This window comes from Bradyrhizobium diazoefficiens (assembly GCF_016616235.1).
In the GTDB taxonomy this organism is placed as follows: domain Bacteria; phylum Pseudomonadota; class Alphaproteobacteria; order Rhizobiales; family Xanthobacteraceae; genus Bradyrhizobium; species Bradyrhizobium diazoefficiens_H.
In genome coordinates this window covers 3,645,185-3,671,423 of sequence record NZ_CP067100.1, presented here as the reverse complement: position 1 = coordinate 3,671,423, position 26,239 = coordinate 3,645,185, and the positions used below count along the sequence as shown (strand labels likewise).

The following is a 26,239-nucleotide window of genomic DNA, read 5'->3' as shown; positions in this document are numbered from 1 at the left end:
GAGGTTAAGTGAAACGCAAGCATGACCATGGCTTTCCCGACCGGCAAGCCATCGTCGCCTTCATCAAGGCAAATCAAGGAAACGTCGGCACCCGCGAAATTGCGCGCGAGTTCGGCCTGAAGAACGCCGATCGCGTCGAGCTCAAGCGCATGCTGCGCGAGCTCGCCGACGACGGGATCATCAAGAAAAAGCGCCACAAGGTATCCGAGCCGGATGCGCTGCCGCCGACGCTGCTCGCCGACATCACCGGCCGCGACAGCGATGGCGAGCTGATCGCCTCCCCCGCCGAATGGGACGAGGTCGAGAGCGGCGAGCCGCCAAAAATCATCGTCGAGATGCCGCGCCGGCCGAAGCCCGGCACCGCCGCCGGCGTCGGCGACCGCGCCCTGCTGCGGATCGAGCCGAGCGGCGAGACCGAAGGCCCGGCCTATCGCGGCCGCATCATCAAGGTCATCGACAAGGCCAAGAGCCGCATCCTCGGCGTCTTCCGCGAGCTTCCCGAAGGCGGCGGGCGCCTCGTCCCCGTCGACAAGAAGTTCGCCGACCGCGAGCTGAACATCGCGAAGACCGACACATCAGGCGCGCAGGACGGCGACCTCGTCAGCGTCGATATTGTCCGCTCGCGCGGCTTCGGGCTTGCCTCCGGCCGGGTGAAAGAGAAGCTCGGCTCGGTCAAATCCGAAAAGGCGATCAGCCTGATCGCGATCTACGCCCACGACATTCCCTTGCAATTCTCCGCCGCCGCCGAGCGCGAGGCGGAAGCGGCCGAGCCCGCCAATTTGAAGGGCCGCGAGGACTGGCGCGACGTCCCGCTCGTCACCATCGATCCGCCCGATGCGAAAGATCACGACGACGCGGTGCATGCGCAAGCCGACGACGATCCCAACAACAAGGGCGGCTTCATCGTCAATGTCGCCATTGCCGACGTCAGCTTCTACGTCCGCCCGGGCTCGGCGCTCGACCGCGATGCGCAAGACCGCGGCAACTCGGTCTATTTCCCCGACCGCGTCGTGCCGATGCTGCCCGAGCGCATCTCCAACAATCTCTGCTCGCTGGTGCCGGGCGAGCCGCGCGGCGCGCTCGCGGTGCGCATGGTGCTCGGCCCTGACGGGCGCAAGCGCTCGCACAGTTTTCATCGCATCCTGATGCGCTCGGCGGCGAAGCTGAGTTACGCGCAGGCGCAGGCCGCGATCGACGGCCGGCCCGACGACACCACCGGCCCGCTGCTCGATCCGATCCTGAGGCCGCTCTATGCCGCCTATGCCTGCGCCAAGCGCGCCCGCGACGACCGCGATCCGCTCAATCTCGATCTGCCCGAGCGCAAGATCCTCCTGAAGAGCGACGGCACGGTCGATCGCGTCGTGGTCCCCGAGCGTCTCGATGCCCACAAGCTGATCGAGGAGTTCATGATCCTCGCCAACGTCGCGGCGGCGGAAATGCTGGAGAAGAAATCGCTGCCGCTGATCTACCGCGTGCATGATGAACCGACACTGGAGAAGGTCCACGCGCTCGCGGAATTCCTGGAAACGCTCGACGTTCCCTTCGCCAAAACAGGCGCGCTGCGCCCGACGCTGTTCAACCGCGTGCTCGCCCAGCTCGAAGGCCATGACTACTATCCACTGGTCAGCGAGGTGGTGCTGCGCGCCCAGGCGCAGGCGGAATATTCCTCCGAGAATTACGGGCATTTCGGCCTGAATTTGCGCCGCTACGCGCATTTCACCTCACCGATCCGCCGCTATGCTGACCTCGTCGTGCACCGCGCGCTGGTCCGCGCCCTTGGCCTCGGCGAAGGCGCGCTGCCCGACAGCGAGACGCCGGAAACCCTGAGCGAAGTCGCCGCACATATTTCGCTGACCGAACGGCGCGCGATGAAGGCAGAGCGCGAGACCGTCGACCGGCTGATCGCCCATCACCTCGCCGACCGTATCGGCGCCAGTTTTCAGGGCCGCGTCTCCGGCGTTACCCGCGCCGGCCTGTTCGTCAAGCTCTCAGAGACCGGCGCCGACGGCCTGATCCCGATCCGATCTCTCGGCACGGAATATTTCAACTATGACGAGGGCCGCCACGCGCTGGTCGGCACCCGCAGCAGCACCATGTATCAGCTCGGGGACGTCGTCGACGTCCGTCTGATCGAGGCGGCTCCCATCGCAGGCGCACTCCGCTTCGAGCTACTCTCGTCGGACAGCGAGAGGTCCCCGCGCGAACGCCGGCCGTTCCGCGCCCAGCGCAAATCGTCCAAGGCGCAGCCCGGCCGCAGCCCGGAGAGAAAACGCAAGCCGGAGAAGCAAAAGTCCGGCAAGGGCAAGAAGCAGAGAAAGAACAAAGGCAAAAGCAAGGGACAGAAGGGCAAGGCGTGGTGACGATGAGCATGGCCCCAAAAATCTGGATGCGCGAGACCGGCCTCATCGAGAAGCGCGACGTCTGGACCGCGATGAAGCGGGGCCTTCGCGGCCGTTGCCCACGCTGCGGCGAGGGAAAACTGTTCCGCGCTTTCCTGAAAACGGCGGACAATTGCTCGAACTGCGGCCTCGACTTCACGCCACACCGCGCCGACGACCTGCCGGCCTATCTCGTGATCGTCATCGTCGGCCACTTCACTGTGCCGGCCATCCTCTGGATCGAGACCAATTACACGACGCCGATCTGGCTCACCTTCGCGGCCTATCTCCCGTTTACCTTCTTCGCCTCGCTCGGGCTGCTGCAGCCTGTGAAAGGAGCCGTTGTCGGCTTGCAATGGGCTCTGCGCATGCACGGGTTTGACGAGACCCCGCCGGATGGTATTCCGCCTGTGTAAGCAATAAGCAAAAAAGGTCTGGGTGAGGACATGACGGATATTTCGCAAGCAGAAGAAAAGGCCAGGATTCACGAGGGCAAGGAAGCGGACCACCACCCCTACGTCCGCCCGAAGGATGCCGCGACACTGATCCTGGTCGACCGCAGCGGCGCGATTCCGAAAGTTCTCGTCGGCAAGCGCCACGACAAGGTGGTGTTCATGCCCGGAAAGTTCGTCTTCCCCGGCGGCCGCGTCGACAAGGACGATTATCGCGTGCCGTGCGCCGCGCCCATCACCGCCGAGCTGGAAGCCAATCTCGCCAAGGGCAGCCCGAAAACACCGGCCTCACGCGCAAAGTCGCTGGCGATCGCCGCGATCCGCGAAGCCTGCGAGGAGACCGGCCTCTGCCTCGGGCGCAAGGCGGAAGGCAAGGCAAAGCTCGACGGCGCTTGGAAGCCGTTCGCCGATGCGGGCCTGCTGCCCGACCCATCCAGCCTGTTCCTGATCGCCCGCGCGATCACCCCGCCCGGCCGCGTCAAACGCTTCGACACACGCTTCTTTACCGCCGATGCCTCCGCGATCACCCACCGCGTCGAGGGCGTGATCCATGCCGATGCGGAGCTGGTCGAACTGGTCTGGGTCGAGCTCGGCTCAAAGCCGCTCGCCGATCTGCATCCAATGACGCGCAACGTCCTCAACGAGCTCGACACCCGCCTTGCAACAGGGCCGCTGCGCCACGACGCGCCGGTGCCCTTCTTCCATTTCTACGGCGGCAAGATGCAGAAGGATATCTTGAGCTGATCGGCGCGCGGCCCCAGTCCCTCCCCGTCATTCCGGGGCGCGCGTAGCGCGAACCCGGAATCCATCCCGCGTCAATCTCTGCTGCTCGATGGGATTCCGGGCTCGCCGCTCCGCGGCGCCTCGGAATGACGGGATTGTGCTGAGCAGGCATCGAAAAACAAAAAAATGTTCCTACGCGTCCCAATGGCAGAGTTCCCACTCGCACCTATGTCTTTCCGAACGACACCCGGAACGGACACCGCGCGATGGCACAACGGCAACTCAAGCTTGGCGCGTTCATGCGCCCGATCTCGATCCACACCGGCGCTTGGCGCTATCCCGGGGCCTGGCCCGACGCCAATTTCAATTTCAGTCACATCAAGCAGCTGATCCAGAAGCTCGAGGCCGGCAAGTTCGATGCCTTCTTCATGGCCGATCATCTGGCCGTGCTGAACATGCCGATCAATGCGCTCAAGCGCAGCCACACTGTGACCTCGTTCGAGCCGTTCACGCTGCTGTCGGCGCTCTCGGCCGTCACTGAACGCATCGGCCTGATCGCGACGGGGTCGACCACATTCGATGAGCCCTATCACGTCGCGCGCCGCTTCGCCTCGCTCGACCATCTCAGCGGTGGCCGCGCCGGCTGGAACATCGTCACCACTTCGAACCCGGATGCCGCGCTCAACTTCGGTCTCGATGATCACATGGAGCATGCCGAGCGCTACAAGCGCGCCCGCGAGTTCTACGATGTCGTCACTGGCCTGTGGGATTCCTTCGCCGACGATGCTTTTGTGCGCGACGTCGAGAGCGGACTGTTCTTCGAGCCATCGAAGATGCACACGCTCGACCACAACGGCAAATATTTTAGGGTGCGCGGACCCCTCAACATCGCCCGCCCCGTGCAGGGCTGGCCGGTGATCGTGCAGGCCGGCGCCTCCGAGGACGGCAAGCAGCTCGCGGCCGAGACCGCGGAAGCCGTCTTCACCGGCGGCGGCAGCCTCGCCGACGGACAAAAGCTCTATGCCGACATCAAGGGCCGCATGGAAAAGGTCGGCCGCGATCCTGAAAACCTCAAGATCCTGCCCGGCGCCTTCGTCGTGGTCGGCGACAGTGTCGACGAGGCCCGAGAGAAGCGCGCTTTGCTCGACAGCCGCGTGCATTACGACAGCGCCATCGCCTCACTCTCGGTCATTCTCGGCACCGATGCGTCCGGCTTTGATCCGGACGGGCCGCTGCCGGAGATCCCCGAGACCAACGCCAGCAAGAGCGGCCGCCAGCGCATGGTCGACCTCGCCGCCCGCGAAAAACTCACCGTGCGCCAGCTCGCGCAGCGCGTCGGCGGCTATGGCGGGCTGTCCTTCGTCGGCACCGCGAAAACCATTGCCGACCAGATGGAGGAATGGCTGGTCGGGCGCGGCTCCGACGGCTTCAACATCATGTTCCCGTTCCTGCCGGCGGGCCTCGACGATTTCGTCGACAAGGTCGTCCCGGAGCTGCAGCGGCGCGGGATTTTCCGCAAAGAGTATGAAGGGGCCACTTTGAGGGAGAATCTGGGCCTGCCGCGGCCGAAAAACCGTTTTTTCGAGGAATGAAAAGGACCGATCTGGGTGGTTTTCCGACCCTCAAACCTTGACATCAGGCAGTTTCTGGCTAGGTTGCCGGCCAACGCGGGCCGTTGGGCCGGCTCCAGATTCCCTTCATTTTTGAGGTCCTGAACATGGCCAAAGCGGTCACCATCAAGGTCAAGCTCGTGTCCTCGGCTGACACCGGCTTCTACTATGTCGCCAAGAAGAATTCGCGCACCATGACCGACAAGCTGGTCAAGAAGAAGTACGATCCGGTCGCGCGCAAGCACGTCGAATTCCGCGAAGCCAAGATCAAGTAAGAAGATCAAGATCAAGTAAGAAGATCAAGTAAGATCGGCGCAGCGTCGAAGCGTTTTGCGGGGCCCTTTTCGGGCCCCGTTTTATTTTGCTCCCTCAGCCCTGGACGCGCTGCGGCGGAAGCAGGGCTGACTCAGGCCTGCTCCTTCCGGCCGCCATGCAAATGGCGCGTTTATAGGCAGACGCCACATCAACCACCGGTTGTTCAACCCGCAGTGTATGTTACCGTGCACTGACCGGGAGGGCATTTCCGGCCCGGATTGGGAAGGACATGGTCATGAGATTACCATTAAGCCTTGTCGTGCCTTCAACCATCGCTGCCCTGTCAGCCGTCTTGCTGGGCGGCCCCGCCGCGTCGCAAATCCCGACAGGCTCCGCCGCCACGATTCCCCCAGTCACGGTCGACGCGCCGAAGCAGGCGGCAAGGCCGCATAGGCAGGAGCCCGCGGCAACCGCCGGGCCGTCATCGCGCCGGACTGCGTCAACGGTGCGAACCTCGTCCGGAGTCGCACGGACGCCTTCATATGCGCCGGGTTCAGTGATGGGGAGGATTGCCAGGCTGGAGAAATCCGCCAGCAGCTGCAACGGTGGCTGTGCATCAAGCTTCCGGCACGGCAACGAGCCCTGGATCGGATGCAGCGAGTCGGGCGGAAACATAGACTATGGACCTTTCTCGCCGACCTGCCGAGACACCATCACCCATAACTCCTACATGGGTTGCGTCGAGACGAAGGTGTTCCTGGGCGAGAATCGAAACAAGGCCCACTGGTTTTGCAGCAGCCTGGCCGCCGGCAACAGGTTCAAGGTCGCCGACCTCAAGCGGCCAGCACGTCGCTAGGCCAGACCCGCCGCGGGTTGCTGCAAGCGCGTCGAATTTCCGCGAAGCCAACATCGAGTAGAAGATCAAGTAAGATCGGCGCAGCGTTGAAGCGTTTTGCGGGGCCCTTCTCGGGCCCCGTTTTGCTTCGGACCAAAACGTCCGCGCTAGTTTGACGGGGCCTTGCGGCCCCGTTTCATTTCATGCGCCATCCTCCGCACGACGGCAAAGCCGTCGTCCCTGGAGGTGCGAGTAGCGCGGTGCATTTGCACCGCGCGGCGAGCGATCTCACGCCGCTTTCACCAGCACGTCAGTCAACCAATCCGGCTCGGCGATCATGACTGAGTGGCCCGACGTCGTGTTTTCGAGGACGGTCCAGGAATTGTCGGACTTGCACTCCCCTGCGGCTTTGTCCAACGCGGCTAACTGGAATTTGGGCAGGCGGATGTAGGTCTTCTTAGCGACGTTTTCCCGGGCTCCCGACAGCTTGACCGGTTGCAGCCATGTGCCAATCGGTTGTGGGGTGACTTTCGACAGAACCCAAGCAACGTCTTTGGGGTCGCTAAAGGCCGTTGGAGGCAGTGCTTTGGAGCCGGACGACTGATCGCGCCCTCCTCGATCGCGAAGGGGACCAGGTCTCGGAATGACTGGCCATCGGCGGGCTTGATTGCGTCCACCCAGACGATGGACGACACACGATTTCCGATGCGCTCGAGCGCGCCCGACGCGGGACATCCGGCGTATGAATGGGCAACGAGGCAGATGTTTGCGAGATCTTCCCATTCGACGAGATTTGCTATGTCCGCGATGCCGGCTGGCGTTCGTGACCTAACGCACACAGCCTGGGGGTCCGCATAGGGTATTATCACCTCCTATTCTCGAAGGAGAGGAGACTACGATGTCGGATTTGCGAACACAGATCGCCGCATCCCTCTTTCAAGAGGCGCCTGGCGGATACGTGTACCGCGAGCCCTATGGTTGGCCCTTCAAACGCGCTCCGCATTATCTGGTCACCGAGGATCAGAAACTCGCGATTGTTGACGTCGTCGTGCCGCGACGGCCGATACTTTGGCAAGTGGCACTTTGGAGTACGCTCTGCCTGTTCGTCGCCATCGATTGTGTCGCTCTCTGGCTATCCACCGGTCACGCTACGCCGACCGGACTGGACTTTTTTGCCATCCTCGTTCTCACGGCAGCGCAGGTCGTTGCCGCGCTCGCAATCCTGTTTTGGTGGAAGCGGCGCCGGTTGGCACCGCTAATTGCGACGCTGACCCCCACTGACCTCCAAATCACGCAGAGCGACATGCGCAAGGCGGCTACCGACGCAATGTCCGGCAAACAACTCATGTTTGCGGGGGTGGCCAGTGTATTCGCCTCCGTCTCGATGCTGATCAACGGCGGCCTTCAACTCGCATGGCACCACCCAATCTGTTTGCTGTGGATCGCATGCGGCATGGTCTTCGCACGCTGTGCCTGGTTCTACCTGAGGCAGCTTGTCATTCGAGCGGAGGCGGCCTGACACTCGGTATCTCAGATTGATTGGATTTGTCGACAAGGACGAGGAGAAGTCGGCACCCCGCCTACGCCGCTCTCAGCACCGGCGGCGCCGTCGGCCTGATCAGCGCGAACGCGATCTGGACGATGCCCGCGGCAAGCCCCACCGCCACGCCGATCCGCCAGGCCATATTGTAGGAGCCGAGCGCGTCGTAGATCAGGCCGCCGCCATAGGCGCCGACGAAGCTGCCGACCTGGTGGCTCATGAAGGCGAGGCCCTGGATCATCGCCTGCCATTGCAGGCCGAACATCTCGGCCACGGCGCCTGCGACCAGCGGCCCGACGCCGAGCCAGAGGAAACCCATCAGCGCGCCGAACAGCAGGGTCGAGGCCTCCGACGGCGGCAGCATGAAATACCAGGCGAGCACCAGCGAACGCACGACGTAGATGCCCCCGAGCAGCGCGAGCTTGTTCCAGCGCTGGCCGGCCCAGCCGAAGAACAGCGATCCCAGCACGTTGAAACCGCCGATCACGCCCAGCGTCTTCGCGCTCAGCATCGGGTCCATGCCGCAGATCTGCAAATAGGATGGCAGGTGCGTGGTGATGAAGACGAGCTGCATGCCGCAGACGAAATAGGCCGCGGTCATCACCGAAAATGACACGTTGCCGAACGCCGTGGCGGTCGCAGTCGCGGCCGACACATTGCCGATCCCGCTCGTCTTCGGCAGCGGGATGCGGTCGATCCGGCCAGCAAACCACGCCGCCGGCAGCATCAGCAGCGACAGCACGACGAAGCCGCCGAGGCCGAAGCGCCAGCCATAGTCCTCGGCGAGCACCTGCCCGATCGGCGCCGACAACAGCGCGCCGAGCGAGCCTGCGGCCGAGACCATGCCGAGCACGGTCGAGCGCACGCTCTCGGGCGCGGCACGCGCCGCAACCGACATCGCCATCGCGGCCGCCGTGCAGGCGAGCGAGGTGCCGATCAGCACCCCTGCCCCGATCATCACCGAGACCATGCCCTGCGCACCCACCATCAGCGCGAGTCCCGCGATATAGAGCAGTGCGCCGGCCATCATGATGGTGCGAAAGCCGTAGCGCACCGTCAGCGCGCCGGCGAGCGGCTGGAGGAAGCCCCAGGCGAGGTTCTGCACGGCAATCGCGAGCGTGAAGTCGGAGACGGAGATGCCGACATCATGGGTCAGCGGCTGCATGAAGATGCCGAGCGACTGCCGCAGACCCATGCTCAGCGTCAGCATCAGCGAGGCGCCGATCAGGATCGGCAGCGTCGGGCGAAGCGCTTGCAGCAGCGGCATGGTGGTTCTCCCTTTTCTTGTCGTCGCCGGCTTGATTACACAGGTCTGTGTAATTAGGATGGAGCGAGATCGGCTTGTCAAGGACATTGTAAACAGGTCTGTGTAATGGCTGCCCCTGCAAAATCGGATACGAAGGCAGACATGAAGGAGCGGATCCTGAAAACCGCCGACCGGCTGTTCTATCTTGAGGGCATCCGCGCCATCGGCGTGGACACCATCGCGGCCGAGATCGGCATCTCCAAGCGCACGCTCTACAACCACTTCCCGTCCAAGGACGCGCTGATCGCGGCCTATCTGGAACGCCGTTTCGTGCAGCCGCCGCCGTCAGCGCCGGCGCCATCCGCCCAGACCGCGGTGGCGCAGATCCTCGCCACCTTCGATTCGCTGGAGCGGCGCTTCGCCGCGAAGGACTTTCGCGGCTGCCCGTTCGTGAACGCGGTCGCGGAAGTCGGCAACCATGACCGCGCGGTGAAGAAGATCGCCATCGCCTTCAAGGAAAGCCGCCGCGTCTGGTTTCGCGAGCGGCTGAACGAGCTCGGCGTTGCGGAGGCGGATGCGCTCGCCACCCAGCTCGTGCTGCTGGTCGACGGCTCCATCGCACAGGACCTCGTCCGCGACGATCCCGCGATGGCGCGCGCGGCAAAGGAAGCGGCGAAGGTGTTGTTGCGGAATGCGGGTGTGGATGTGGGCGGTGATGCGAAGCCGATGGCATCAGACAAGGGCACGTCACAGTAGCGGCGGTCGCTGCATCATTCGGTGTCATCACCCGCGAAGGCGGGTGATCCAGTATTTCAGAGACAGTCGTGATTGATCCGAGACGCCGCGGCGTACTGGATTCCCCGCCTTCGCGGGGAATGACAGTTGAGCTTGTGGAGACACCGACGACGCCTGACCACACATCAGCAACAAGTCGTGACCCTACCAATATGCTCCTGTTTTGCCCGACGGGTCAAAATGGCGCCGCTGCCCGCGCAAGCCTTCTTACTACCCCGCAAGTCATTGATCCGACTAGCGCCGGCTACTGTGCATGGGGTTGTTTTCGCAACTTTTGTGCAAGCGGCCTTCACGCCGCCTGCGACACCACGCGATTGCGGCCGTCGTGCTTGGCCCGATACAGCGCGGTGTCGGCGCGCTTGAGGACGTCGGCGACCGCCTCGCCCTTCTGCTCCAGCGTGGTCAGACCGATCGAGATCGTGACCTCGATGCGCTTGGTCCCCTTGTGGACGGCGAACGCTTCGCCCGCGATCGAGCGGCGCAGGCGCTCGGCGACCATGCCGGCGACGTGCAGATCGGTCTCCGGCATCACGATGACGAACTCCTCGCCGCCATAGCGGCAGGCAAGGTCGATGCCGCGGATCGACTTGCGCACGCGCACCGCGAATTCACGCAACACGTCGTCGCCGGCGTCGTGGCCGTAATTGTCGTTGATCGACTTGAAATAGTCGATGTCCAGAATCATCAGCGCGAGCGGCTTGCCGCGGGTCGCGGCCTGCTCGGCTAGCGTCGCCAGATGGCTCTCCATGTAGCGGCGGTTGTGCAGGCCGGTGAGCGCATCGGTGATCGCCATCTCGATCGAGTTCTGCACGTTGTCGCGCAGATGATCGGTGTAGCGGCGGCGGCGGATCTGGGTGCGGGCGCGGGCCAGCAGTTCGATCCTATCAATCGGGCGCAGCAGATAGTCGTTGACGCCGATCTCGAGGCCGCGCAGCAGCCGCGTTGAGTTCTCGGGATCGGCGATCGCCAGGATCGGCACGTGGCGCGTGCGCTCCAGCGAGCGCGCCTGGCTGCAGAGCCTGAGGCCGTCGAAATTGCTGAGGTCGAGCGAGACGATCAGGAGGTCGTAATTGCCTTCGGCGGCGTGGAACAGCGCCTCTGTGGGGTTCGGCTCGACATCGATGGTGTGCTCGGCGGCGAGGATCGTCGCCAGCCGCTCATGGGAGGATTGGCGGTCGTCGACCAAGAGGATGCGGCCGCCCTTGCCGGTGTCGGCGACGGCGCTGCGCTCGGGCGCCTGCATGCCGATCTCGAGCGAGGTGATGGCGCGCATGCGCAGCTCATCGGTCATCATCTTCAGCCGCGTCAGCGAGCGCACGCGCGCGATCAGCACGATGTCCGAGACGGGTTTGGTGAGGAAATCATCGGCGCCGGCCTCCAGCCCGCGGTTGCGGTCAGCCGGGCTGTCGAGCGCGGTCACCATCACGACGGGAATGTGGTGGGTCGCCGGATCGGTCTTGAGGCGGCGGCAGACCTCGAAGCCGTCCATGTCGGGCATCATGACGTCGAGCAGGATGATGTCGCATTCGGCGCGGCGGCAGATCGCCAGCGCCTCGGTGCCATTCGAGGCGGTCATCACGTCGAAATATTCGGCCGAGAGGCGGGCCTCCAGCAGCTTCACGTTGGCAGGAACGTCATCGACGACCAGGATACGCGCGGACACTGTGAACTCACTTCCTATCCGATAAAACGCCGGACCGTCTCAATGAATTTGCCGACCGAGATCGGCTTGGACAAATAGGCTTCGCAGCCGCCTTCACGGATGCGCTCTTCGTCGCCCTTCATCGCGAAGGCCGTGACCGCGACGACGGGAATGGCGCGCAGCTCCGGATCGTCCTTGATCCAGCGCGTCACCTCGAGGCCCGAGACCTGGGGCAATTGGATATCCATCAGCACGAGGTCGGGCCGCATCTTGCGGACGAGGTCGAGCGCCTCGTAGCCGTTGCTGGTGCCGGAGGTCTGGTAGCCGTGCGCCTCCAACAGGTCGCGGAAGAGCTTCATGTTGAGCTCGTTGTCTTCCACGATCAGGACGGTCTTAGCCATCCCGCCCTCCTGTTGGTCCGAAAGACCGGTGCATGTGACGCCTCAGGCGCCTCTCGCCGGCGCTTCGAAAACTGGATTCAAACTAGCCTCAGATTCGCTCTAGTTTCGTTAAACCCGAGGGCCCATTTTCTGCGACGTGGTTTCCAGTTGTTTGTTCCGGGGCGGCAAGACCTCAAGGCTGAGACTCAGTGCCAAGACTCGGGCATGATCCAAAGTAGACACCGAAAGTTAACGGAAAGGCAAACTGCGCCCTTGAAAAAGCCTGTTCACAACCCCCGGGAAGTCGCTGAAATCGTTGCGATTCAGGCGCTGTCCTTCGTCGCGGGCGAGCCCGAGCGGCTGGGCCTGTTCCTGGCCGAGACAGGCGTCGGTCCGGAGACCCTGCGCAACGCCGCCTCGGACCCCAATTTTCTCCTCAGCGTGCTCGATTTCGTGCTGCGCGATGACGAGACCGTGAAGGCCTTCGCCAAGACCGCGGAACTGCACCCGACCAACGTTGCCGCGGCGCGGCAGGTGCTGGGCGACGCGCTCGGCGACCGCAATTGGGAGCGCGACGTACCGTGACCGCGCCTGAAACGGCCGGGTCCCGCTGCTTCTGCCGGGATTGTCTGGCCGATCTGGATATGGGCGTGCGGCGCTGTTCCGCCTGCGGTTCCCCCCGGCTCGTCCGCCACCGCGCGCTCGCGAGCCTGACCATCGCTCATATCGATTGCGACGCTTTCTATGCGACGGTCGAGAAGCGCGACAACCCTGAGATCGCCGACAAGCCGGTCATCATCGGCGGGGGAAAACGCGGTGTGGTGTCGGCCGCATGCTACATCGCTCGCACCTATGGGGTCCGCTCGGCGATGCCAATGTATAGGGCATTGGAAGCCTGCCCGCATGCGACCGTGATCCCGCCCGACATGGCGAAATATGTCCGGGTCGGGCGCGAGGTGCGCCAGGCGATGCAGGCGCTGACGCCGCTGGTCGAACCGCTCTCGATCGACGAGGCCTTCCTTGATCTCTCCGGCACCGAACGGGTGCACGGCATGCTGCCGGCCAAGGTGCTGGCGCGCTTTGCCCGCAGCGTCGAACGCGATGTCGGCATCACCGTTTCGGTTGGGCTGTCCTGCAACAAGTTTCTCGCCAAGATCGCTTCCGACCTCGACAAACCACGCGGCTTTGCGACGCTGGACCAGGAAGAGGCGCGCATGATGCTTGCAGAGAAGCCGGTCGGCTTCATCTTCGGCGTTGGACCTGCGACCCAGGAACGCCTGGTGCAGCGCGGCTTCCGCATCATCGCCGATCTGCAGAAGGCCGACGAAATCGAGATGATGCGGCAGTTTCCGAGCGACGGCCGCAGGCTATGGCGGCTCGCCCGCGGCATCGACGACCGCCGCGTCGAGCCTGACCGCGGCGCCAAGACGATTTCGAGCGAGACCACCTTCGAGACCGACATCCGCGATTTCGCAACGCTTGAGAAGATCCTGTGGCGCCTCTGCGAGAAGACCTCGTCGCGGCTGAAGAGCAGCGAGCTCGCCGGCTCGACCGTCACGCTGAAGCTGAAGACCTCCGATTTCCGCCAGCGCACGCGCTCGCAATCGATCACAGCCCCGACGCACCTCGCCGCAAAGATCTTCTCGATCTGCCGCGAGATGCTGGCGAAAGAGATCGACGGCACCGCCTTCCGCCTGATGGGCGCCGGCGTCAGCGCGCTGCGCGACGGCTCGCCCGCCGATGACACCGACATGCTCGACCGCCGCGCCGCCCATGCCGAGCGGGCCGTGGACAGTCTGCGCAAGAAGTTCGGCAGCGCGGCGGTGATCCGCGGGATTGCGTATAAGGGGCCGGAGAAGGCGGAGGAGTAATGGGAGGTGAACGCGATCTCGCCGCGTTGCTCAGACACATGGCGCCGGATCTGCGGCCGGGTATCTTCGTCTTCTCCACAATTTCGACACGCGAGAGTATCCCGACAGCGATCAGTGCGCTGCTGGCGTTTCGCGAACAGGAAGGTACGACGCTGGTGATCCTGCGCGAAGAGGCCGAAGCCGCAGGGCTACGCTACGCATTCCCCTCGCGCCTGATTACCTTGACGGTTCACTCGGCGCTCGATGCGGTGGGATTCCTGGCCGCGATCACGGCTCGCTTGGCCCAAGCCGGAATCAGCGTGAATGCGGTTTCGGCCTTCCACCATGACCATCTCTTCGTGCCCCTAGACAGGGCCGACGAGGCGATGGCCATCCTGCAAGAGATGTCCAGCGCAATGCGCGCCTAGCCCAGCTCAATCCGCGATTGCGATCGCCTCGATCTCGATCAACCACTCCGGCGCGGCGAGCGCGGAGACGCCGACGAGGGTCGAGGCCGGTGGCTCCATGCCTTCGAAGAAGGCCGAGCGGGCCTTGCCGATGATCGGGCGGAGCTCTGGCTTGTAATTCACAACGAACGTCGTGATCTTCACGATGTTGGCGTAGCTCGCCCCGGCCGCTTTCAGCGCATGGCCGAGATTCTGCATCACCTGCGTCGTTTGCGCGGCGATGTCCCCCTCGCCGACGATCCGTCCCTCCTCGTCCACCGACACCTGCCCGGAAATGTAGATGGTGCGGGCGCCGGAGGCGGTGACGACGTGGGAATAGGCCGGATTGTGATGCAGCCCGCTGGGGCGAAGATGATCGAGCTTGGGCATGAGGGCTCCCTGGCGTTTTGTTCGTTGGACGTGAGCCTAGCCGGATCGCCAGTCTGGAGCCAGCGGGAAGATGCGGCAGGCGGTCCGCCGTTATCTCTCCCGCATGCTCTCGTGCCGATAGCGCGCAAGCGGTGACAACAGATAGCTGATGATCGAGCGCGTCCCCGTCTTGATCTCGACGCTCACGGCCATGCCGGGTGAGAGATTGACATATTTGTCGTCGATCAGCATCCGGTCCTTCGCGGGAACTATCCGGGCCGAATAGACCAACTCCTGCCCCTTGGGCTCGCTGCTGTCCTGCTCGGTGCCCAGAGATCTGTCGCCATTCTTGTCCGCGGGCTTGTCGCGGGTGATGGCATCGTGCGACACGCTCGTGACCTTGCCGTCCACCAGCCCGTATCGGGTGAAATTGAAGGTATCGATCTTGATTGCCGCGTCCTGGCCGACCTCGATGAAACCGATGTCGCGGTTCGACACCATCGCCTCGATCTCCAGCCGGCTCTCCAGCGGCACGATCACCATCAACGACTGCGCGGGAGTGACGACGCCGCCGACCGTGTGGATCGCAAGCTGCTGGACGATGCCGTCGACCGACGCGGTCAGGCGCTGAAAGCTCCTCCGCTGCTCGGCCTTGACGACGTCCTGCATCAGGCCCGCGGCCTTCTGTTCGGCCTTGGCAAGGTCGTCGGACAGCGAACGCTGATATTCGGCCGTGGTTTTGGTCCCGGTCTCCCTGAGTGCAGCAAGGGCCGCATCGGCCTCCCTGGACCGGCTCCTTTGCACCACGAGCTCCTGCTGCTGACCGACCAGATCCTGGAACTCCTGGAGATAGAAGATCTTCGATCCCAGCTCCTTGTCGAACAGCTGCTTGCGCATGTCGACGCGCTGCTGGAGCAGCGGGATGGTCGCCTCAAGCTTGCCGATCGTTGCCGCGATCGTGGCCCGCTCGGCCTCCTTCTGCGCGACCTGGTGCTCGATCGAGGCCAGCTTGGCGGTCTGCTCGGCGGCCTGGCTCGCCAAAAATCGCCGTTGCACCTTCACAAGCTCGGCTGGAGCACCTTCGGGTGGATGGAAGTCGGCGACCGGATCGCCGCCGCCGGCGAGAGCCGCGCGCAACCGCGCGGTTTCCAGCTGCGCGCCCATGAGATCGCTCTTGAGGTGCCCGAGCTCGGCCTCGTTCATCGTGGAGTCGAGATCAACCAGCACATCCCCTGCCCGCACCGGCTGGCCATCGGCGACCTGGATCGCACGCACGACGCCGGTCTCGAACGGCTGGATCACCTTGGTCCGGCCGCTCGGGATCACCTTGCCCGGCGCCACCGCGACGATATCGACAGTGCCGAGGCAGGCCCAGACGATTGCCACCGCAAAGGCAGAGACGATCACGGCCCCAATGGCGCGGCCAACCGGATTGGGCGGTGCCTCGACGATCTCCAGTGCGGCCGGCAGAAAGGCAATCTCGTCCCTGCTCCGCACCGGATCCTTGCCGGCCGGAAATGCTACGACTTTGCTAGCTGATTTCATGCAAGCCCGCCTGAAGTCGGAACAGCGTGGCGTAGCGGCCGCCGGTCTTGACCAAATCGTCATGGGTGCCGTCCTCGATCAGGCGGCCGCGATCCATCGTAATAATGCGGTGGGCCATGCGCAGCGTTGAAAGGCGATGCGCGATCACGAAGACGGTGCGTCCCTTGGCGATCTGTAGCATGTTCTGCTGGACGATCCGCTCGCTCTCGTAGTCGAGCGCGCTCGTGGCCTCGTCGAGGATCAGGATGCGCGGATTGGTCATCAGCGCCCGCGCGATCGCGATGCGCTGCCGCTGGCCGCCAGACAGCGTGCTCCCCTGCTCGCCAACGACCGTGTCATAGCCTTCGGGAAGCTCGAGGATGAAGTCGTGCGCGCCGGCGAGCCTCGCGGCTTCGATCACGCGCTCGATCGGCATCGCCGGATCGCCGAGCGCGATGTTGTCGCGGACGGTGCGGTTGAACAGGATGTTCTCCTGCAGCACGATGCCGATCTGCCGGCGCAGCCAGGTCGGATCGACCATCGCCAGATCGGTGCCGTCCACCAGCACGCGCCCGCTCTCGGGCACGTAGAGCCGCTGAATCAGCTTGGCGAGCGTGCTCTTGCCCGATCCCGAGGTGCCGACCACCCCGACGAACTGCCCCGCCGGCACGCTCAGGCTGACATCGCTGAGAATCTCGGGACCGTCGATACGGTAACGAAATGTGACATGCTCGAATTTGATGTCGCCGCGGATCGCGGGCAACGCCGCGCGCCCCGGCGTGTACACCGGCTCTGCCGGCGTGTTCAGGATGTCGCCCAGGCGCTGCACCGACAATCGCGCCTGATGGAAATCCTGCCAGATCTGCGCCAGGCGAAGCACCGGCGTACTGACGCGGCCGGCCAGGAGATTGAAGGCGACAAGCTCGCCGACGGTCAGGTCGCCCCCAATGACGAGCCTCGCACCGAAATACAGGATCGCGGCCGTCGCCACTTTGCTGACGAGCTGGATGGCTTGGCTTGCGGTATTGCCGAGGCTGATGACGCGAAAGCTCGCCGCCACGTAAGCAGCGAGCTGCTCCTCCCAGCGCCGCTGCATCTGCGGCTCCAGCGCCATCGCCTTCAGGGTCTCGATGCCCGTGACGCATTCCACCAGGAATGCCTGGTTCTCCGCGCCACGCTGGAATTTTTCGTCGAGACGCCAGCGGAACGCCGGACTGACGCCCGCCGAGATGGCAATGGAGAACGGAAACGAGACGAGCGTGACCAGCGTCAGCAGCGGCGAATAGAACCACATCACCGCGATGAAGACGGTGGTGAAGAACAGATCGATCGCGATGGTCAGCGCGGAGCTGGTGAGAAAATTGCGGATGTTCTCCAGCTCCCGCACCCGCGCGACGGAGTCGCCGACCCGACGCGCCCGGAAGTAGCCGATGGGAAGCGCCAGCAGATGCCGAAACAGCCGCGCCCCCAACTCGACGTCGATGCGATTGGTGGTGTGCGAAAACAGATAGGTCCGGAGCGCACCGAGGATCGTCTCGAAGATCGCGATCGCGACCAGCCCGGTCACCACGACGTCCAATGTGGTGATGCTGCGATGGACCAGCACCTTGTCGATCACCACCTGGAACAGCAACGGGGAGACCAGCGCGAACAGCTGGAGGAAGAGCGAGCCGACCAGCACCTCGGCGAGCAGCCGCCGGTATTTGTGGATCGCCCCCAGGAACCAGGTGATGTCGAAGCGCCGGGAGAGATCGGTCAGCAGCGCGCGCTTGGCGACCAGGATCGCGCGGCCGTCCCACACCGCCTCGAACTCCGCCCGGGTCATCAGGTCCGGCTTCGAGGCGTCCGGCACCTGGACGATGATCTTGTCCTCCCCGGCCTTGCCGAGCAGCAGAAAGCCGCCGTCGCGCAAGACCGCGATGCACGGCATCGCTATCCCGGCGAGCCGGTCCCACCGCGTGGAGACCATCTTCGCCTTTAGGCCGAAGCCTTTTGCGCAGCGCAGGATCTCGGTGACGCCGATCGTGTTGCCGAATTGATGCCGGACCTGGTCCAGGCTCGCCCCCACGCCGTTCAGACGCAACAAGGCGACGATCGCGTGAAGGCCCGGATCGCCGGACGGCTCGGAGACCGCATCTTCAGCCATGTGCAGCCCCGCAATCTCTCAAGTCGACCACGCGCGGACACCTCGGCAGGCCCCTCGTCTGCTCCCGACATCCCCTCGACGCGCACGACGCGAGCGGCCGCGCTGAAATCCATATGATATCCCGGCGACATACGTTATATACGACAAATTGGACTCACATACGAACGTCAATTCAATTTGAACGGCGATCCCGACGCCCGCGGTCAGGGGTCTTACTCAACACCGACGACATTTGGGTGAACTTCAGGCCCGCATCGCTCCCGGATCGGTAAAACAGGCCCTACTCGGCCCCCGTTATCGAAAACGCACCGATCCCTTCCTCATGATCGGCGCGTCATCTTTCACGGCTTCCGTCCTGCGGCCCCCGCCGCGTCAACGCGACGCAACATCACATAACAATGGACGGGAATAAAACCATTACTCACTGTGTTATGATAACAAAAATAATGTGCTTATCGTAATTGCTTCCCCCGTCGCTGCGACGCCGACGGCCCGGTCATTGCGACAAGCCATTCCGCGCCAGAACCGTTAGATGAAGTGCATTTTGCCGACCGCTCAGCCATGAATATTGCGCACGTCCCAACATCCGCGCCGGGCGCGAACGGCTCATCCCGGCCTCCGGCGCCCGGGCCGGGTGATGCTGCGCCGTCGCCGCAGAGCGCGCGGGCGCCATCGCCGGGGCCAGACAAGCTGCCGTTCCGTCCGCCAGCCGACGTCCCAACCCAGTCCGGCCCGCTCGGCATTCGCTTCGACTTCAACGACGGCTGCCGGGTGTGGCTCCCCGACAGCAACGGCCCCTACCGGGTCAGGCTGAGCGACATCGACAGCGGCAATGTCCTGTTCGAAACCGAGATCAAGTCGGGCCGCATCAATTCGACCAAGCGCTACTTCGTGCGCGTCCGGCTCGAGATCCGGATCAAGGACGAGATCGTCCTCCAGCACGATTATTCGGCCGCCGATCGCGACATCCTGATCCAACTTCCCGAGATGACACTGGGGGATACCATCGGGTGGTTTCCCTACGCGGACAGATTTCGCGCCCTCCACGGCTGCCGCCTGACCTGCACGATGTCCGAGAAGGTCATCCCGCTGTTCCGCACGGCCTATCCTGACATCACGCTGCTCGGTCATAGCGAGCTCGATCCACGCCGCTACTACGCGACGTACAATATCGGACTGTTCTTTGACGATCAGGACCACGTGTGTCAGCCCTGCGACTTCCGCCATGTCGGCCTGCATCGCACCGCAGGCTACATCCTCGGGGTGGATCCGGCCGAACAGCCGCCGCGCATTGCGTTGGCCGAGGATACCGCTCCGATCGAGCAGCCTTACGTCTGCATCGCCGTGCAGAGCACGACGCAGTGCAAATATTGGAATAATCCGCACGGCTGGCGCGAAACCGTCCGCTTCCTGAAGCAAGCCGGCTACCGGGTGATCTGCATCGACCAGAAGCCGGTTCACGGCTCCGGCGTGGTGTGGACGCACATTCCGCATGGCGCCGAGGACGAGACCGGCGACCGCCCGCTCCAGGAGCGCGCGCGTTGGCTCAAGTACGCCGCATTCTTCGTCGGCTTGTCGAGCGGGCTGTCATGGCTTGCCTGGGCGACCGGAACGCCGGTCGTGCTCATCAGCGGCTTCACGCATCCGACCAACGAGTTCACGACACCCTACCGCGTCGTCAACTATCACGCCTGCAATTCCTGCTGGAACGATCCTGTTCACAGGTTCGACCACAAAGATTTTCTGTGGTGCCCACGCCACAAGGATACGCCGCGGCAATTCGAGTGCACGCGGTTGATCACCTTCGACCAAGTGAGACGCACGATCGAGAACATCCCGGGCTTCGGGACGCGAAACGGAAATAGGACACAGTGAATATTACCAGGAGAAAAGCGATGACTGATACCGTACAGCCCAGCGAGACCTTGGAAGTCGGTTCGGGGACCACCGCCGACGGGACCTTGGTCCTGTGGAGCGGCACGCTCGAGATCCATGCCGGCGGCACCGCCAACGGGACCGTCGTCAATGGCGGCGCCACGCTGGTGGTGGACGCCGGCGGAACCGCGGTCGATTCCTTCCTTGGCGGGCTTGCCGTCGAGAACGTGTTCGGCACCGACATCAATGCGACGATCGCCGGTGGCGCCGTCATGAACATCTTCAACGGTGGCAAGGCGATCGATACCACCTTGGACGGCGCCACGCAGAACGTCTACTCCGGAGGAGCGGCGAGCGGCACGACCGGTAGCGGCGTTCAGGCAGTCTATGACGGCGGCATCGCGACTGGAACCAACCTGAGCGCCGGCGCGCAATGGGTCTATTCCGGCGGCGTGGCCAGCGGCTCGATCCTCGGCAACGGCATCTACCAGGCCGTCTATCGCGGCGCCATGGTGAGCGGCACCACCATTGCCGGCGGTCAGCAAGACGTCATCGGCCTCGCGATCGACACGACGATGACCAGCGGATGGCAATTCATCGGAAACGGCGGTGTTGCGAACAATACCACTATGAGTGGCGGCTCTGAATACGTGCTGGCCGGCGGCACGGCCAACGGCACGACCGTGCGCGGCGGCTCCCAAATCGTATGGGACGGCACAGCGAACCATACAGTAGTAAACGGTGGCACGCAGACCGTGCTCGGTGGAGGCATCGCTGCCGACACCGTCGTCAACAGTGGTACGCAACAGGTCGGAGTCTACGGACTGGCGGTGGGCACGTTGGTGAATCGCGGCGGCTACGAGGTCGTTACCTCGGGCGGCGTGACGAGCGGCACTGTCATAAACAATGGCGGCTACGAATTCGTCAGCGCAGGAGGAACTGCTTCCGGCGGGATCATCCATAAGGGCGGATACGAAATCGTCAGCGCTGGCGGGACCGCCACGAACGCGACGGTCTATGCCGGCGGCTATGAGGTCGTCGACACCGGCGGTATCTCGAACAATGCCACGGTGCTGACTGGCGGCTATGCCATGATCCAAGTCGGCGGCCTGGCGACGAACATGGTCATCAGCGCCGGATACCAGTTCGTCTACGGCACTGCGGACCATACCACCAACCTGGGTGGCACCGAGTACGTCTATGGCGTTGTCGACGATGCCGTGATCGGAAATCACGGCAAGGAGAACGTCATGGGCATCGCCAACGACACCGTCGTGAACAGCGGCGGCGTGCAGACCGTGACCGGCGGCATCACCAACGGAACGATCGTCAACAGCGGTGGCGTCGAGCTCGTGAACAGCGGCGTCGCCAATGGCACGATCATCCAGGGCGGTCTTGCGCATGTTGCCGTGGGCGGTGCTGCCAGCAATGTCACGTTCCAGGGTGAAGGCGGTACGCTTCAGCTCGACAGCTCCGACCTGTTTTCGGGCCAGATCGCTGGCTTCGGCGACAGCGACGTCATCGACCTCCGCGACATCGCCTTCAGTGCAGGGACGACGCTAGGCTACGCGGCTGACCCCGGCAATGGCGGCGGCACGCTGACCCTCAGCGACGGCGTCCATTCAGCCTCGCTGGTCCTGCTCGGCCAGTATTCGGCCGCGAGCTTCGCGCTGACTTCGGACGGACATGGCGGCACCACGATCACCGAGAGCATCGCGGCGCAGCAGGCGAACCTCGCGCCCAACGCCCTGGCGGCCTGATCACGAACGGGCGGCGGAGCTTCGGCTCCGCCTGCCCTGAAAACATCAAGGGCTGTCGTAACGTGGCGGAGTGTGGGGCTCGGCGCTTAGTTGCAGGGCTTGCTGTCCTTGACGTCGAACTTGCCCATGGCGCCGGAGATGACGAAATCGTTGTAATCGAGCACGAGCTGGCGGGAGACGCCGTTCTCGTAGAGCTCGAACGACATTGCATAGACGGGCGTTTGCTCGCCTTCTTTCTGCTGAACGTCGCGGTCGAAATAGCTCACCGTGACGGGCCAGCGCTTGAGCGATTTCATGTGCTCGTCGGAGGTCGACGGATCGGACGACGTGACGCGGTCGGCGGGAATCGGCTGGCCGATCACTGTGAGCGTGTTGTAGACCTTCTGGCCGTCGTCGGAGCCGTCATAGACGGAGAGCTCCAGCAGCGACTTGCCCTCCTTCGCCGCCGCGATGATGCGCTGGATCTGCTCGGTCGGGAACACGATCTTGCCGTCGAGGGTGAAGGTCTTGGGCGCGGGCAGCTTCAGCTTGACGTTGATGTGGTCGCCGTCGCGTTCCGCCGAACCGTCGACCCGACCGGCATCGGCCTCGTTCATCCGCGTCTCGATCTTGAAGCGGTAGCTCTTGCCGGCGGCGTCCTCCCAGGAATTGGAGCGGAGATCGCTGAGCGTGACCTTTCCCTCGCCGCTGTCGAGCTCGGACACCTGGCGGAATTCCGAAGTGTACCCTTCGCAAGTGCTCCCGGTGAAGTTGTAAAGAATGCGACCCCGCGCACTGTTGACCGAATTGGAGCGCGATTTGACGAGGCTGAGGTCGTACAGCGCCTGGTGCGCGAGGAACGGACCGTTGGCGGCTTGCGCCCCGCTGCCGGGGCCGAAACTGGCCGCCGCGAGCGCCATCATGCCGAGCGAGGTCCGGAAAAGGTGCAGCATATCTGTTCCTTGGGGATGCGTCCTTGGCGAAAGCGCAGATTCGACATTTTAATGACTGTTCCATTGCGTCGCAACTGAGGCGGTCTCACGTAAAGTTGCGGCGCCTCCATTGAACCGCCCGCCCTGCCTCAACAAAATGCAGTGCCTCCGGTTGCTTGCATGTGGCGGTACGATGGGCGAAACAGGACGCGCCGGGCCAATAGACAGTGCCCGGGCTGACGAATCCTGGACGAATTTTTGGACAACGAGGTCGAACATGGCGGGCACGGTCGAGCAGAAACTGGCGGAACAGGGCATCAAGCTGCACGAGGCCCCCACCCCCGTCGCCAACTACGTCCCCTTCGTACGCACTGGCAATTTGCTGTTCGTCTCCGGCCAGGTCTGCTTCGATCCCTCAGGCAAGCTGATTGCCAAGGGCAAGCTCGGCGCCGGCGTCTCTCTCGAGGACGGCGCCGCGGCCGCGCGCGGCTGTGCCGTCAACCTGCTGGCCCAGGTCAAGGCGGCGCTCGGCGACCTTGACAAGGTGGTGCGCGTTGTGCGCCTCGGCGGTTTCATCAACTCGGCGCCGGATTTTTTGGACGGGCCGAAGGTGCTCAACGGCGCCTCCGACCTGATGGTCGCTGCGTTCGGCGACAAGGGCCGCCATGCCCGCACCACCGTCGGCGTCGCCTCCCTGCCCGCGGATGCGGCGGTCGAGGTCGACGGCGTGTTCGAGGTCGCCTGACGCGCATGCGCGCTCCGGATTGGCTGACAGCCCGGCCGATCGCCCATCGCGGCCTGCACGACATTTCGCGCGGCATCGTCGAGAACATGCCGGGCGCGGTGCAGGCGGCGATCGCGGGCAATTTCTCGATCGAGGTCGACATCCAGCTGTCGGCCGACGGCGAGGCGATGATCCATCACGACCATGCGCTCGGCCGCCTCACCGAGGCGACCGGCGAAGTGGTCTCGAAGACCGCGGCGGAGCTGAAGGCGGTCAGGTTCAAGGACACCGCCGAGCGGATGATGTCGCTGTCCGATCTCTGCGCCACCGTCGCCGGCCGCGTGCCGCTGGTGATCGAGGTGAAGAGCCGTTTTGACGGCGACCGCAAGCTGGTGAGGCGGATGGCCGAGGTGCTGTCATCTTACGATGGCCCCGCCGTCGGCATGTCGTTCGATCCCGACCAGGTGCTGGCGCTGCGCGAGCTGTTGCCCAACCGTCCGCGCGGCATCGTCGCGCAGCGGACCTATGAGGACGAGTATTGGGCCGACCTGACCCAGGAGCAGCGCGACAGCATGCTGTACCTGCGCCACGGCTTCCAGACCCAGCCGCATTTCGTCGCCTTCAAGGTCGATCACCTCCCGGCCCCAGCCCCCTGGATCGCCCGCAATGTGTTCGGCTGCGCCTTGCTCGGTTGGACCGTGCGCAGGGGCGAGCAGCGGACGCGGGTCGGCCAATACGCGGATCAGATGATCTTTGAGGGGTTCGTGCCGTAGGCCCGTGCACGCCCGCTCTCGTGTCCCGGACGCGCTGCGACGCGTAGCGTTGCTGTGTAGAGCCGGGACCCAGAAGGCGGCGCAACTGGCGCGGCAAGGTGAGCCACCGCTGCGCGCTGCGCTGCGTCCGGGGCACGAGAGCTCTGTTCCCCTGCCCCTTGAAGTCACTGCTGCAATGCACGATCTTGGGACCGATGGCATCATCCGAAATCACGCTCGAGGCTGTACCTTCCATTGCCGAGGTGTCCCCCGAAGACTGGGACGCCTGCGCCAATCCCGGCGGCAAGTGCAACGGGCTTGGTGCGGGAACCTCATCCGTCCGTCCAGGCGATTTCCTCGGCCTCTCAAAACCCGCCTATAACCCATTCGTCTCGCATGCATTTTTATTGGCCGTTGAGAAATCGGGTTCGGCAACAATCCGCACCGGCTGGGGACCGCGGCATCTCGTGGCCAAGCTCGACGGCCGCGTTGTCGGCGTCGTGCCCTGCTATCTGAAATCGCACAGCCAAGGCGAATACGTCTTTGACCGCGGCTGGGCGGACGCCTATGAGCGCGCCGGCGGGCGGTACTATCCAAAGCTTCAGGTCTCGGTTCCCTTCACCCCGGCGACAGGCCCGCGGCTGCTGGTGCGCGACGGCGTCGACCACGAGCGCATCATAGAGGCGCTGGCGAGCGGGCTAGTAGCGCTGTGCGGCGTCAGCAAAGCCTCCTCGGTGCACGTCACCTTCGCCCGCGAGGCGGAGTGGAAGCTGCTTGCCAAGCACGGCTTCCTCCAGCGCACCGACCAGCAGTTCCACTGGCACAATCGGGGTTTTGCGAGCTTCGACGATTTCCTGGCGACGCTGAACTCACGCCATCGCAAATCGATCAAGCGCGAGCGGCGCGATGCGCTCGCGGCCGGCATCACCATCCACTGGCTCACGGGTAAAGGCATCACCGAGGACGCCTGGGATGCGTTCTTCGCATTCTACATGGAGACCGGTTCGCGCAAATGGGGCCGGCCTTACCTGACGCGCGAGTTCTTCTCGCTGATCGGCGAGACCATGAGCGAGGACGTGCTGCTGGTGATGGCCCGCCGCAATGATCGCTGGATCGCAGGCGCCATCAATTTCATCGGCTCGGACACGCTGTTCGGCCGCAACTGGGGCGCGGTCGAGCATCATCCCTTCCTGCATTTCGAGGTCTGCTACTACCAGGCGATCGATTTCGCCATCCAACGCGGCCTCACCCATGTCGAAGCGGGCGCGCAGGGCGAGCATAAGATCGCGCGCGGCTACCTTCCGCAGACCACGCATTCGGCCCACTTCATCGCCGATCCGGGCCTGCGTCGCGCCATCGACGACTACCTCAAGCGCGAGCGCGCCTATGTCGCCGAGGCCGGACGCGAGCTGGCCGAGCTCGGCCCATTCCGCAAAGGCGCCGACGAGGCGCCTTGACGCCCTCGCTTGACTGGTGACAGTAAGCGCAAAATTCTTGGTAGAGAATTCCTGGGAGCCGCAATGACCGCCTACGACCCCAACAACATCTTTGCAAAGATCCTGCGCGGCGAGTTTCCCTGCCACAAGGTCTATGAGGACGAGCACGTCTTCGCTTTCCTCGACATCATGCCGCGGGTAACAGGCCACACGCTGGTGGTCCCGAAGGCCCCTGCCCGCAACATCCTCGACATCAAGGCCGACGACTATGCTCATGTCGCGCGCGGCGCACACAAGCTCGCCACCGCGGCGATGAAGGCCTTCAATGCCGACGGCATCACCGTGCAGCAATTCAACGAGCCCGCTGGCGGACAGGTGGTGTTTCACTTGCACATGCACGTGATGCCGCGCCATGATGGCGTCGCCATGCTGCCGCCCGCCAGCCGCAAGGAAGACGTCAAGGTGCTGGAGGAGAACGCGGCCAAGCTGATTGCGGCGTTGAAGGGGGATTGAGTCTCCCCCTTAGCCCGGATGGAGCAAAGCGCAATCCGGGACTGTCCCCGCATTCTGCTTCGCTCCAAGCGGCTACG

Annotated in this window: 23 protein-coding genes; 16 read left to right on the top strand and 7 right to left on the bottom strand. The window is 64.0% G+C overall.

Annotated elements, in window-relative coordinates; genetic code table 11:
* The first annotated feature begins 8 nt into the window (after nt 1-8).
* The 6 genes from rnr to JJB99_RS17350 all read left to right on the top strand — a co-directional run bounded on the left by rnr (nt 9) and on the right by JJB99_RS17350 (nt 7,772).
* On the top strand, nt 9-2,360 hold the full coding sequence (gene rnr / locus JJB99_RS17375) for a ribonuclease R (RefSeq protein WP_200499865.1): 2,352 nt from the start codon (nt 9-11) through the stop codon (nt 2,358-2,360).
* Nucleotides 2,354-2,794 (top strand): DUF983 domain-containing protein, encoded by a 441-nt coding sequence (locus JJB99_RS17370; protein ID WP_200499864.1) that lies wholly within the window; start codon nt 2,354-2,356, stop codon nt 2,792-2,794. The genes rnr and JJB99_RS17370 overlap by 7 nt, the downstream gene beginning before the upstream one ends.
* Before the next feature lie 30 nt (nt 2,795-2,824).
* A complete protein-coding gene (locus tag JJB99_RS17365) occupies nt 2,825-3,574 on the top strand; it encodes an NUDIX hydrolase (protein WP_200499863.1) in 750 nt (249 codons plus the stop codon).
* Nucleotides 3,575-3,819: 245 nt separating this feature from the next.
* Entirely contained in the window at nt 3,820-5,145 is a 1,326-nt protein-coding gene (locus JJB99_RS17360) for an LLM class flavin-dependent oxidoreductase (protein WP_200499862.1), read from the top strand.
* Between the two features lie 125 nt (nt 5,146-5,270).
* Complete coding sequence (gene rpmG, locus JJB99_RS17355) at nt 5,271-5,438, top strand: 50S ribosomal protein L33 (protein ID WP_007603295.1); 168 nt, start codon at nt 5,271-5,273, stop codon at nt 5,436-5,438.
* Nucleotides 5,439-7,151: 1,713 nt separating this feature from the next.
* On the top strand, nt 7,152-7,772 hold the full coding sequence (locus JJB99_RS17350) for a hypothetical protein (RefSeq protein WP_200499861.1): 621 nt from the start codon (nt 7,152-7,154) through the stop codon (nt 7,770-7,772).
* A 61-nt stretch (nt 7,773-7,833) separates the two neighbouring features.
* Here JJB99_RS17350 and JJB99_RS17345 read toward each other — a convergent pair whose 3' ends face one another.
* On the bottom strand, nt 7,834-9,060 hold the full coding sequence (locus JJB99_RS17345; protein WP_200499860.1) for an MFS transporter: 1,227 nt from the start codon (nt 9,058-9,060) through the stop codon (nt 7,834-7,836).
* 141 nt (nt 9,061-9,201) lie between these two features.
* Between JJB99_RS17345 and JJB99_RS17340 the strand changes: the two genes are divergently transcribed.
* Nucleotides 9,202-9,795 (top strand): TetR/AcrR family transcriptional regulator, encoded by a 594-nt coding sequence (locus JJB99_RS17340; protein ID WP_200499859.1) that lies wholly within the window; start codon nt 9,202-9,204, stop codon nt 9,793-9,795.
* A gap of 328 nt (nt 9,796-10,123) precedes the next feature.
* Here the strand turns inward: JJB99_RS17340 and JJB99_RS17335 are convergent, their stop codons facing one another.
* Together JJB99_RS17335 and JJB99_RS17330 are read right to left on the bottom strand one after the other, a co-directional pair.
* On the bottom strand, nt 10,124-11,497 hold the full coding sequence (locus tag JJB99_RS17335) for a PleD family two-component system response regulator (protein ID WP_200499858.1): 1,374 nt from the start codon (nt 11,495-11,497) through the stop codon (nt 10,124-10,126).
* Between the two features lie 14 nt (nt 11,498-11,511).
* On the bottom strand, nt 11,512-11,877 hold the full coding sequence (locus JJB99_RS17330; protein ID WP_008566616.1) for a response regulator: 366 nt from the start codon (nt 11,875-11,877) through the stop codon (nt 11,512-11,514).
* A 252-nt stretch (nt 11,878-12,129) separates the two neighbouring features.
* Between JJB99_RS17330 and JJB99_RS17325 the strand changes: the two genes are divergently transcribed.
* From JJB99_RS17325 to JJB99_RS17315, 3 genes are read left to right on the top strand one after another with little or no spacing between them, the layout of a single operon-like run.
* Entirely contained in the window at nt 12,130-12,441 is a 312-nt protein-coding gene (locus tag JJB99_RS17325; protein ID WP_200499857.1) for a DUF3572 domain-containing protein, read from the top strand.
* Nucleotides 12,438-13,727 carry a DNA polymerase IV gene (locus JJB99_RS17320; RefSeq protein WP_200499856.1) on the top strand — a complete coding sequence of 430 codons (1,290 nt, stop codon included), beginning with the start codon at nt 12,438-12,440 and terminating at the stop codon, nt 13,725-13,727. The genes JJB99_RS17325 and JJB99_RS17320 overlap by 4 nt, the downstream gene beginning before the upstream one ends.
* Nucleotides 13,727-14,134 (top strand): ACT domain-containing protein, encoded by a 408-nt coding sequence (locus tag JJB99_RS17315; protein WP_200499855.1) that lies wholly within the window; start codon nt 13,727-13,729, stop codon nt 14,132-14,134. The genes JJB99_RS17320 and JJB99_RS17315 overlap by 1 nt, the downstream gene beginning before the upstream one ends.
* Before the next feature lie 6 nt (nt 14,135-14,140).
* Here JJB99_RS17315 and JJB99_RS17310 read toward each other — a convergent pair whose 3' ends face one another.
* The 3 genes from JJB99_RS17310 to JJB99_RS17300 form a co-directional block, all read right to left on the bottom strand.
* A complete protein-coding gene (locus JJB99_RS17310; RefSeq protein WP_200499854.1) occupies nt 14,141-14,542 on the bottom strand; it encodes a RidA family protein in 402 nt (133 codons plus the stop codon).
* A 90-nt stretch (nt 14,543-14,632) separates the two neighbouring features.
* Nucleotides 14,633-16,066, bottom strand: a complete 1,434-nt coding sequence (locus tag JJB99_RS17305; protein WP_200499853.1) for an HlyD family type I secretion periplasmic adaptor subunit — start codon at nt 16,064-16,066, stop codon at nt 14,633-14,635.
* Nucleotides 16,053-18,191: a type I secretion system permease/ATPase gene (locus JJB99_RS17300; RefSeq protein ID WP_200499852.1), complete on the bottom strand. Its 2,139-nt coding sequence runs from the start codon at nt 18,189-18,191 to the stop codon at nt 16,053-16,055. The genes JJB99_RS17305 and JJB99_RS17300 overlap by 14 nt, the downstream gene beginning before the upstream one ends.
* Before the next feature lie 561 nt (nt 18,192-18,752).
* Here JJB99_RS17300 and JJB99_RS17295 point away from each other — a divergent pair.
* Nucleotides 18,753-20,066, top strand: a complete 1,314-nt coding sequence (locus JJB99_RS17295) for an autotransporter strand-loop-strand O-heptosyltransferase (protein ID WP_200499851.1) — start codon at nt 18,753-18,755, stop codon at nt 20,064-20,066.
* On the top strand, nt 20,063-21,826 hold the full coding sequence (locus JJB99_RS17290) for a hypothetical protein (RefSeq protein ID WP_200499850.1): 1,764 nt from the start codon (nt 20,063-20,065) through the stop codon (nt 21,824-21,826). The genes JJB99_RS17295 and JJB99_RS17290 overlap by 4 nt, the downstream gene beginning before the upstream one ends.
* 86 nt (nt 21,827-21,912) lie before the next feature.
* Here the strand turns inward: JJB99_RS17290 and JJB99_RS17285 are convergent, their stop codons facing one another.
* The gene (locus JJB99_RS17285) at nt 21,913-22,758 is read right to left on the bottom strand and encodes a cell envelope integrity EipB family protein (RefSeq protein WP_200499849.1); all 846 of its coding nucleotides are present in this window, start codon (nt 22,756-22,758) and stop codon (nt 21,913-21,915) included.
* 256 nt (nt 22,759-23,014) lie between these two features.
* Here JJB99_RS17285 and JJB99_RS17280 point away from each other — a divergent pair, with 256 nt between their 5' ends.
* The 4 genes from JJB99_RS17280 to JJB99_RS17265 all read left to right on the top strand — a co-directional run bounded on the left by JJB99_RS17280 (nt 23,015) and on the right by JJB99_RS17265 (nt 26,162).
* A complete protein-coding gene (locus tag JJB99_RS17280) occupies nt 23,015-23,482 on the top strand; it encodes a RidA family protein (RefSeq protein ID WP_200499848.1) in 468 nt (155 codons plus the stop codon).
* A 5-nt stretch (nt 23,483-23,487) separates the two neighbouring features.
* On the top strand, nt 23,488-24,234 hold the full coding sequence (locus JJB99_RS17275) for a glycerophosphodiester phosphodiesterase (RefSeq protein WP_200499847.1): 747 nt from the start codon (nt 23,488-23,490) through the stop codon (nt 24,232-24,234).
* A 194-nt stretch (nt 24,235-24,428) separates the two neighbouring features.
* Entirely contained in the window at nt 24,429-25,670 is a 1,242-nt protein-coding gene (locus JJB99_RS17270; RefSeq protein ID WP_200499846.1) for a GNAT family N-acetyltransferase, read from the top strand.
* Between the two features lie 63 nt (nt 25,671-25,733).
* Nucleotides 25,734-26,162, top strand: coding sequence for an HIT family protein (locus JJB99_RS17265; protein ID WP_200499845.1), 429 nt, complete (start codon nt 25,734-25,736; stop codon nt 26,160-26,162).
* Nucleotides 26,163-26,239: the final 77 nt, after the last annotated feature.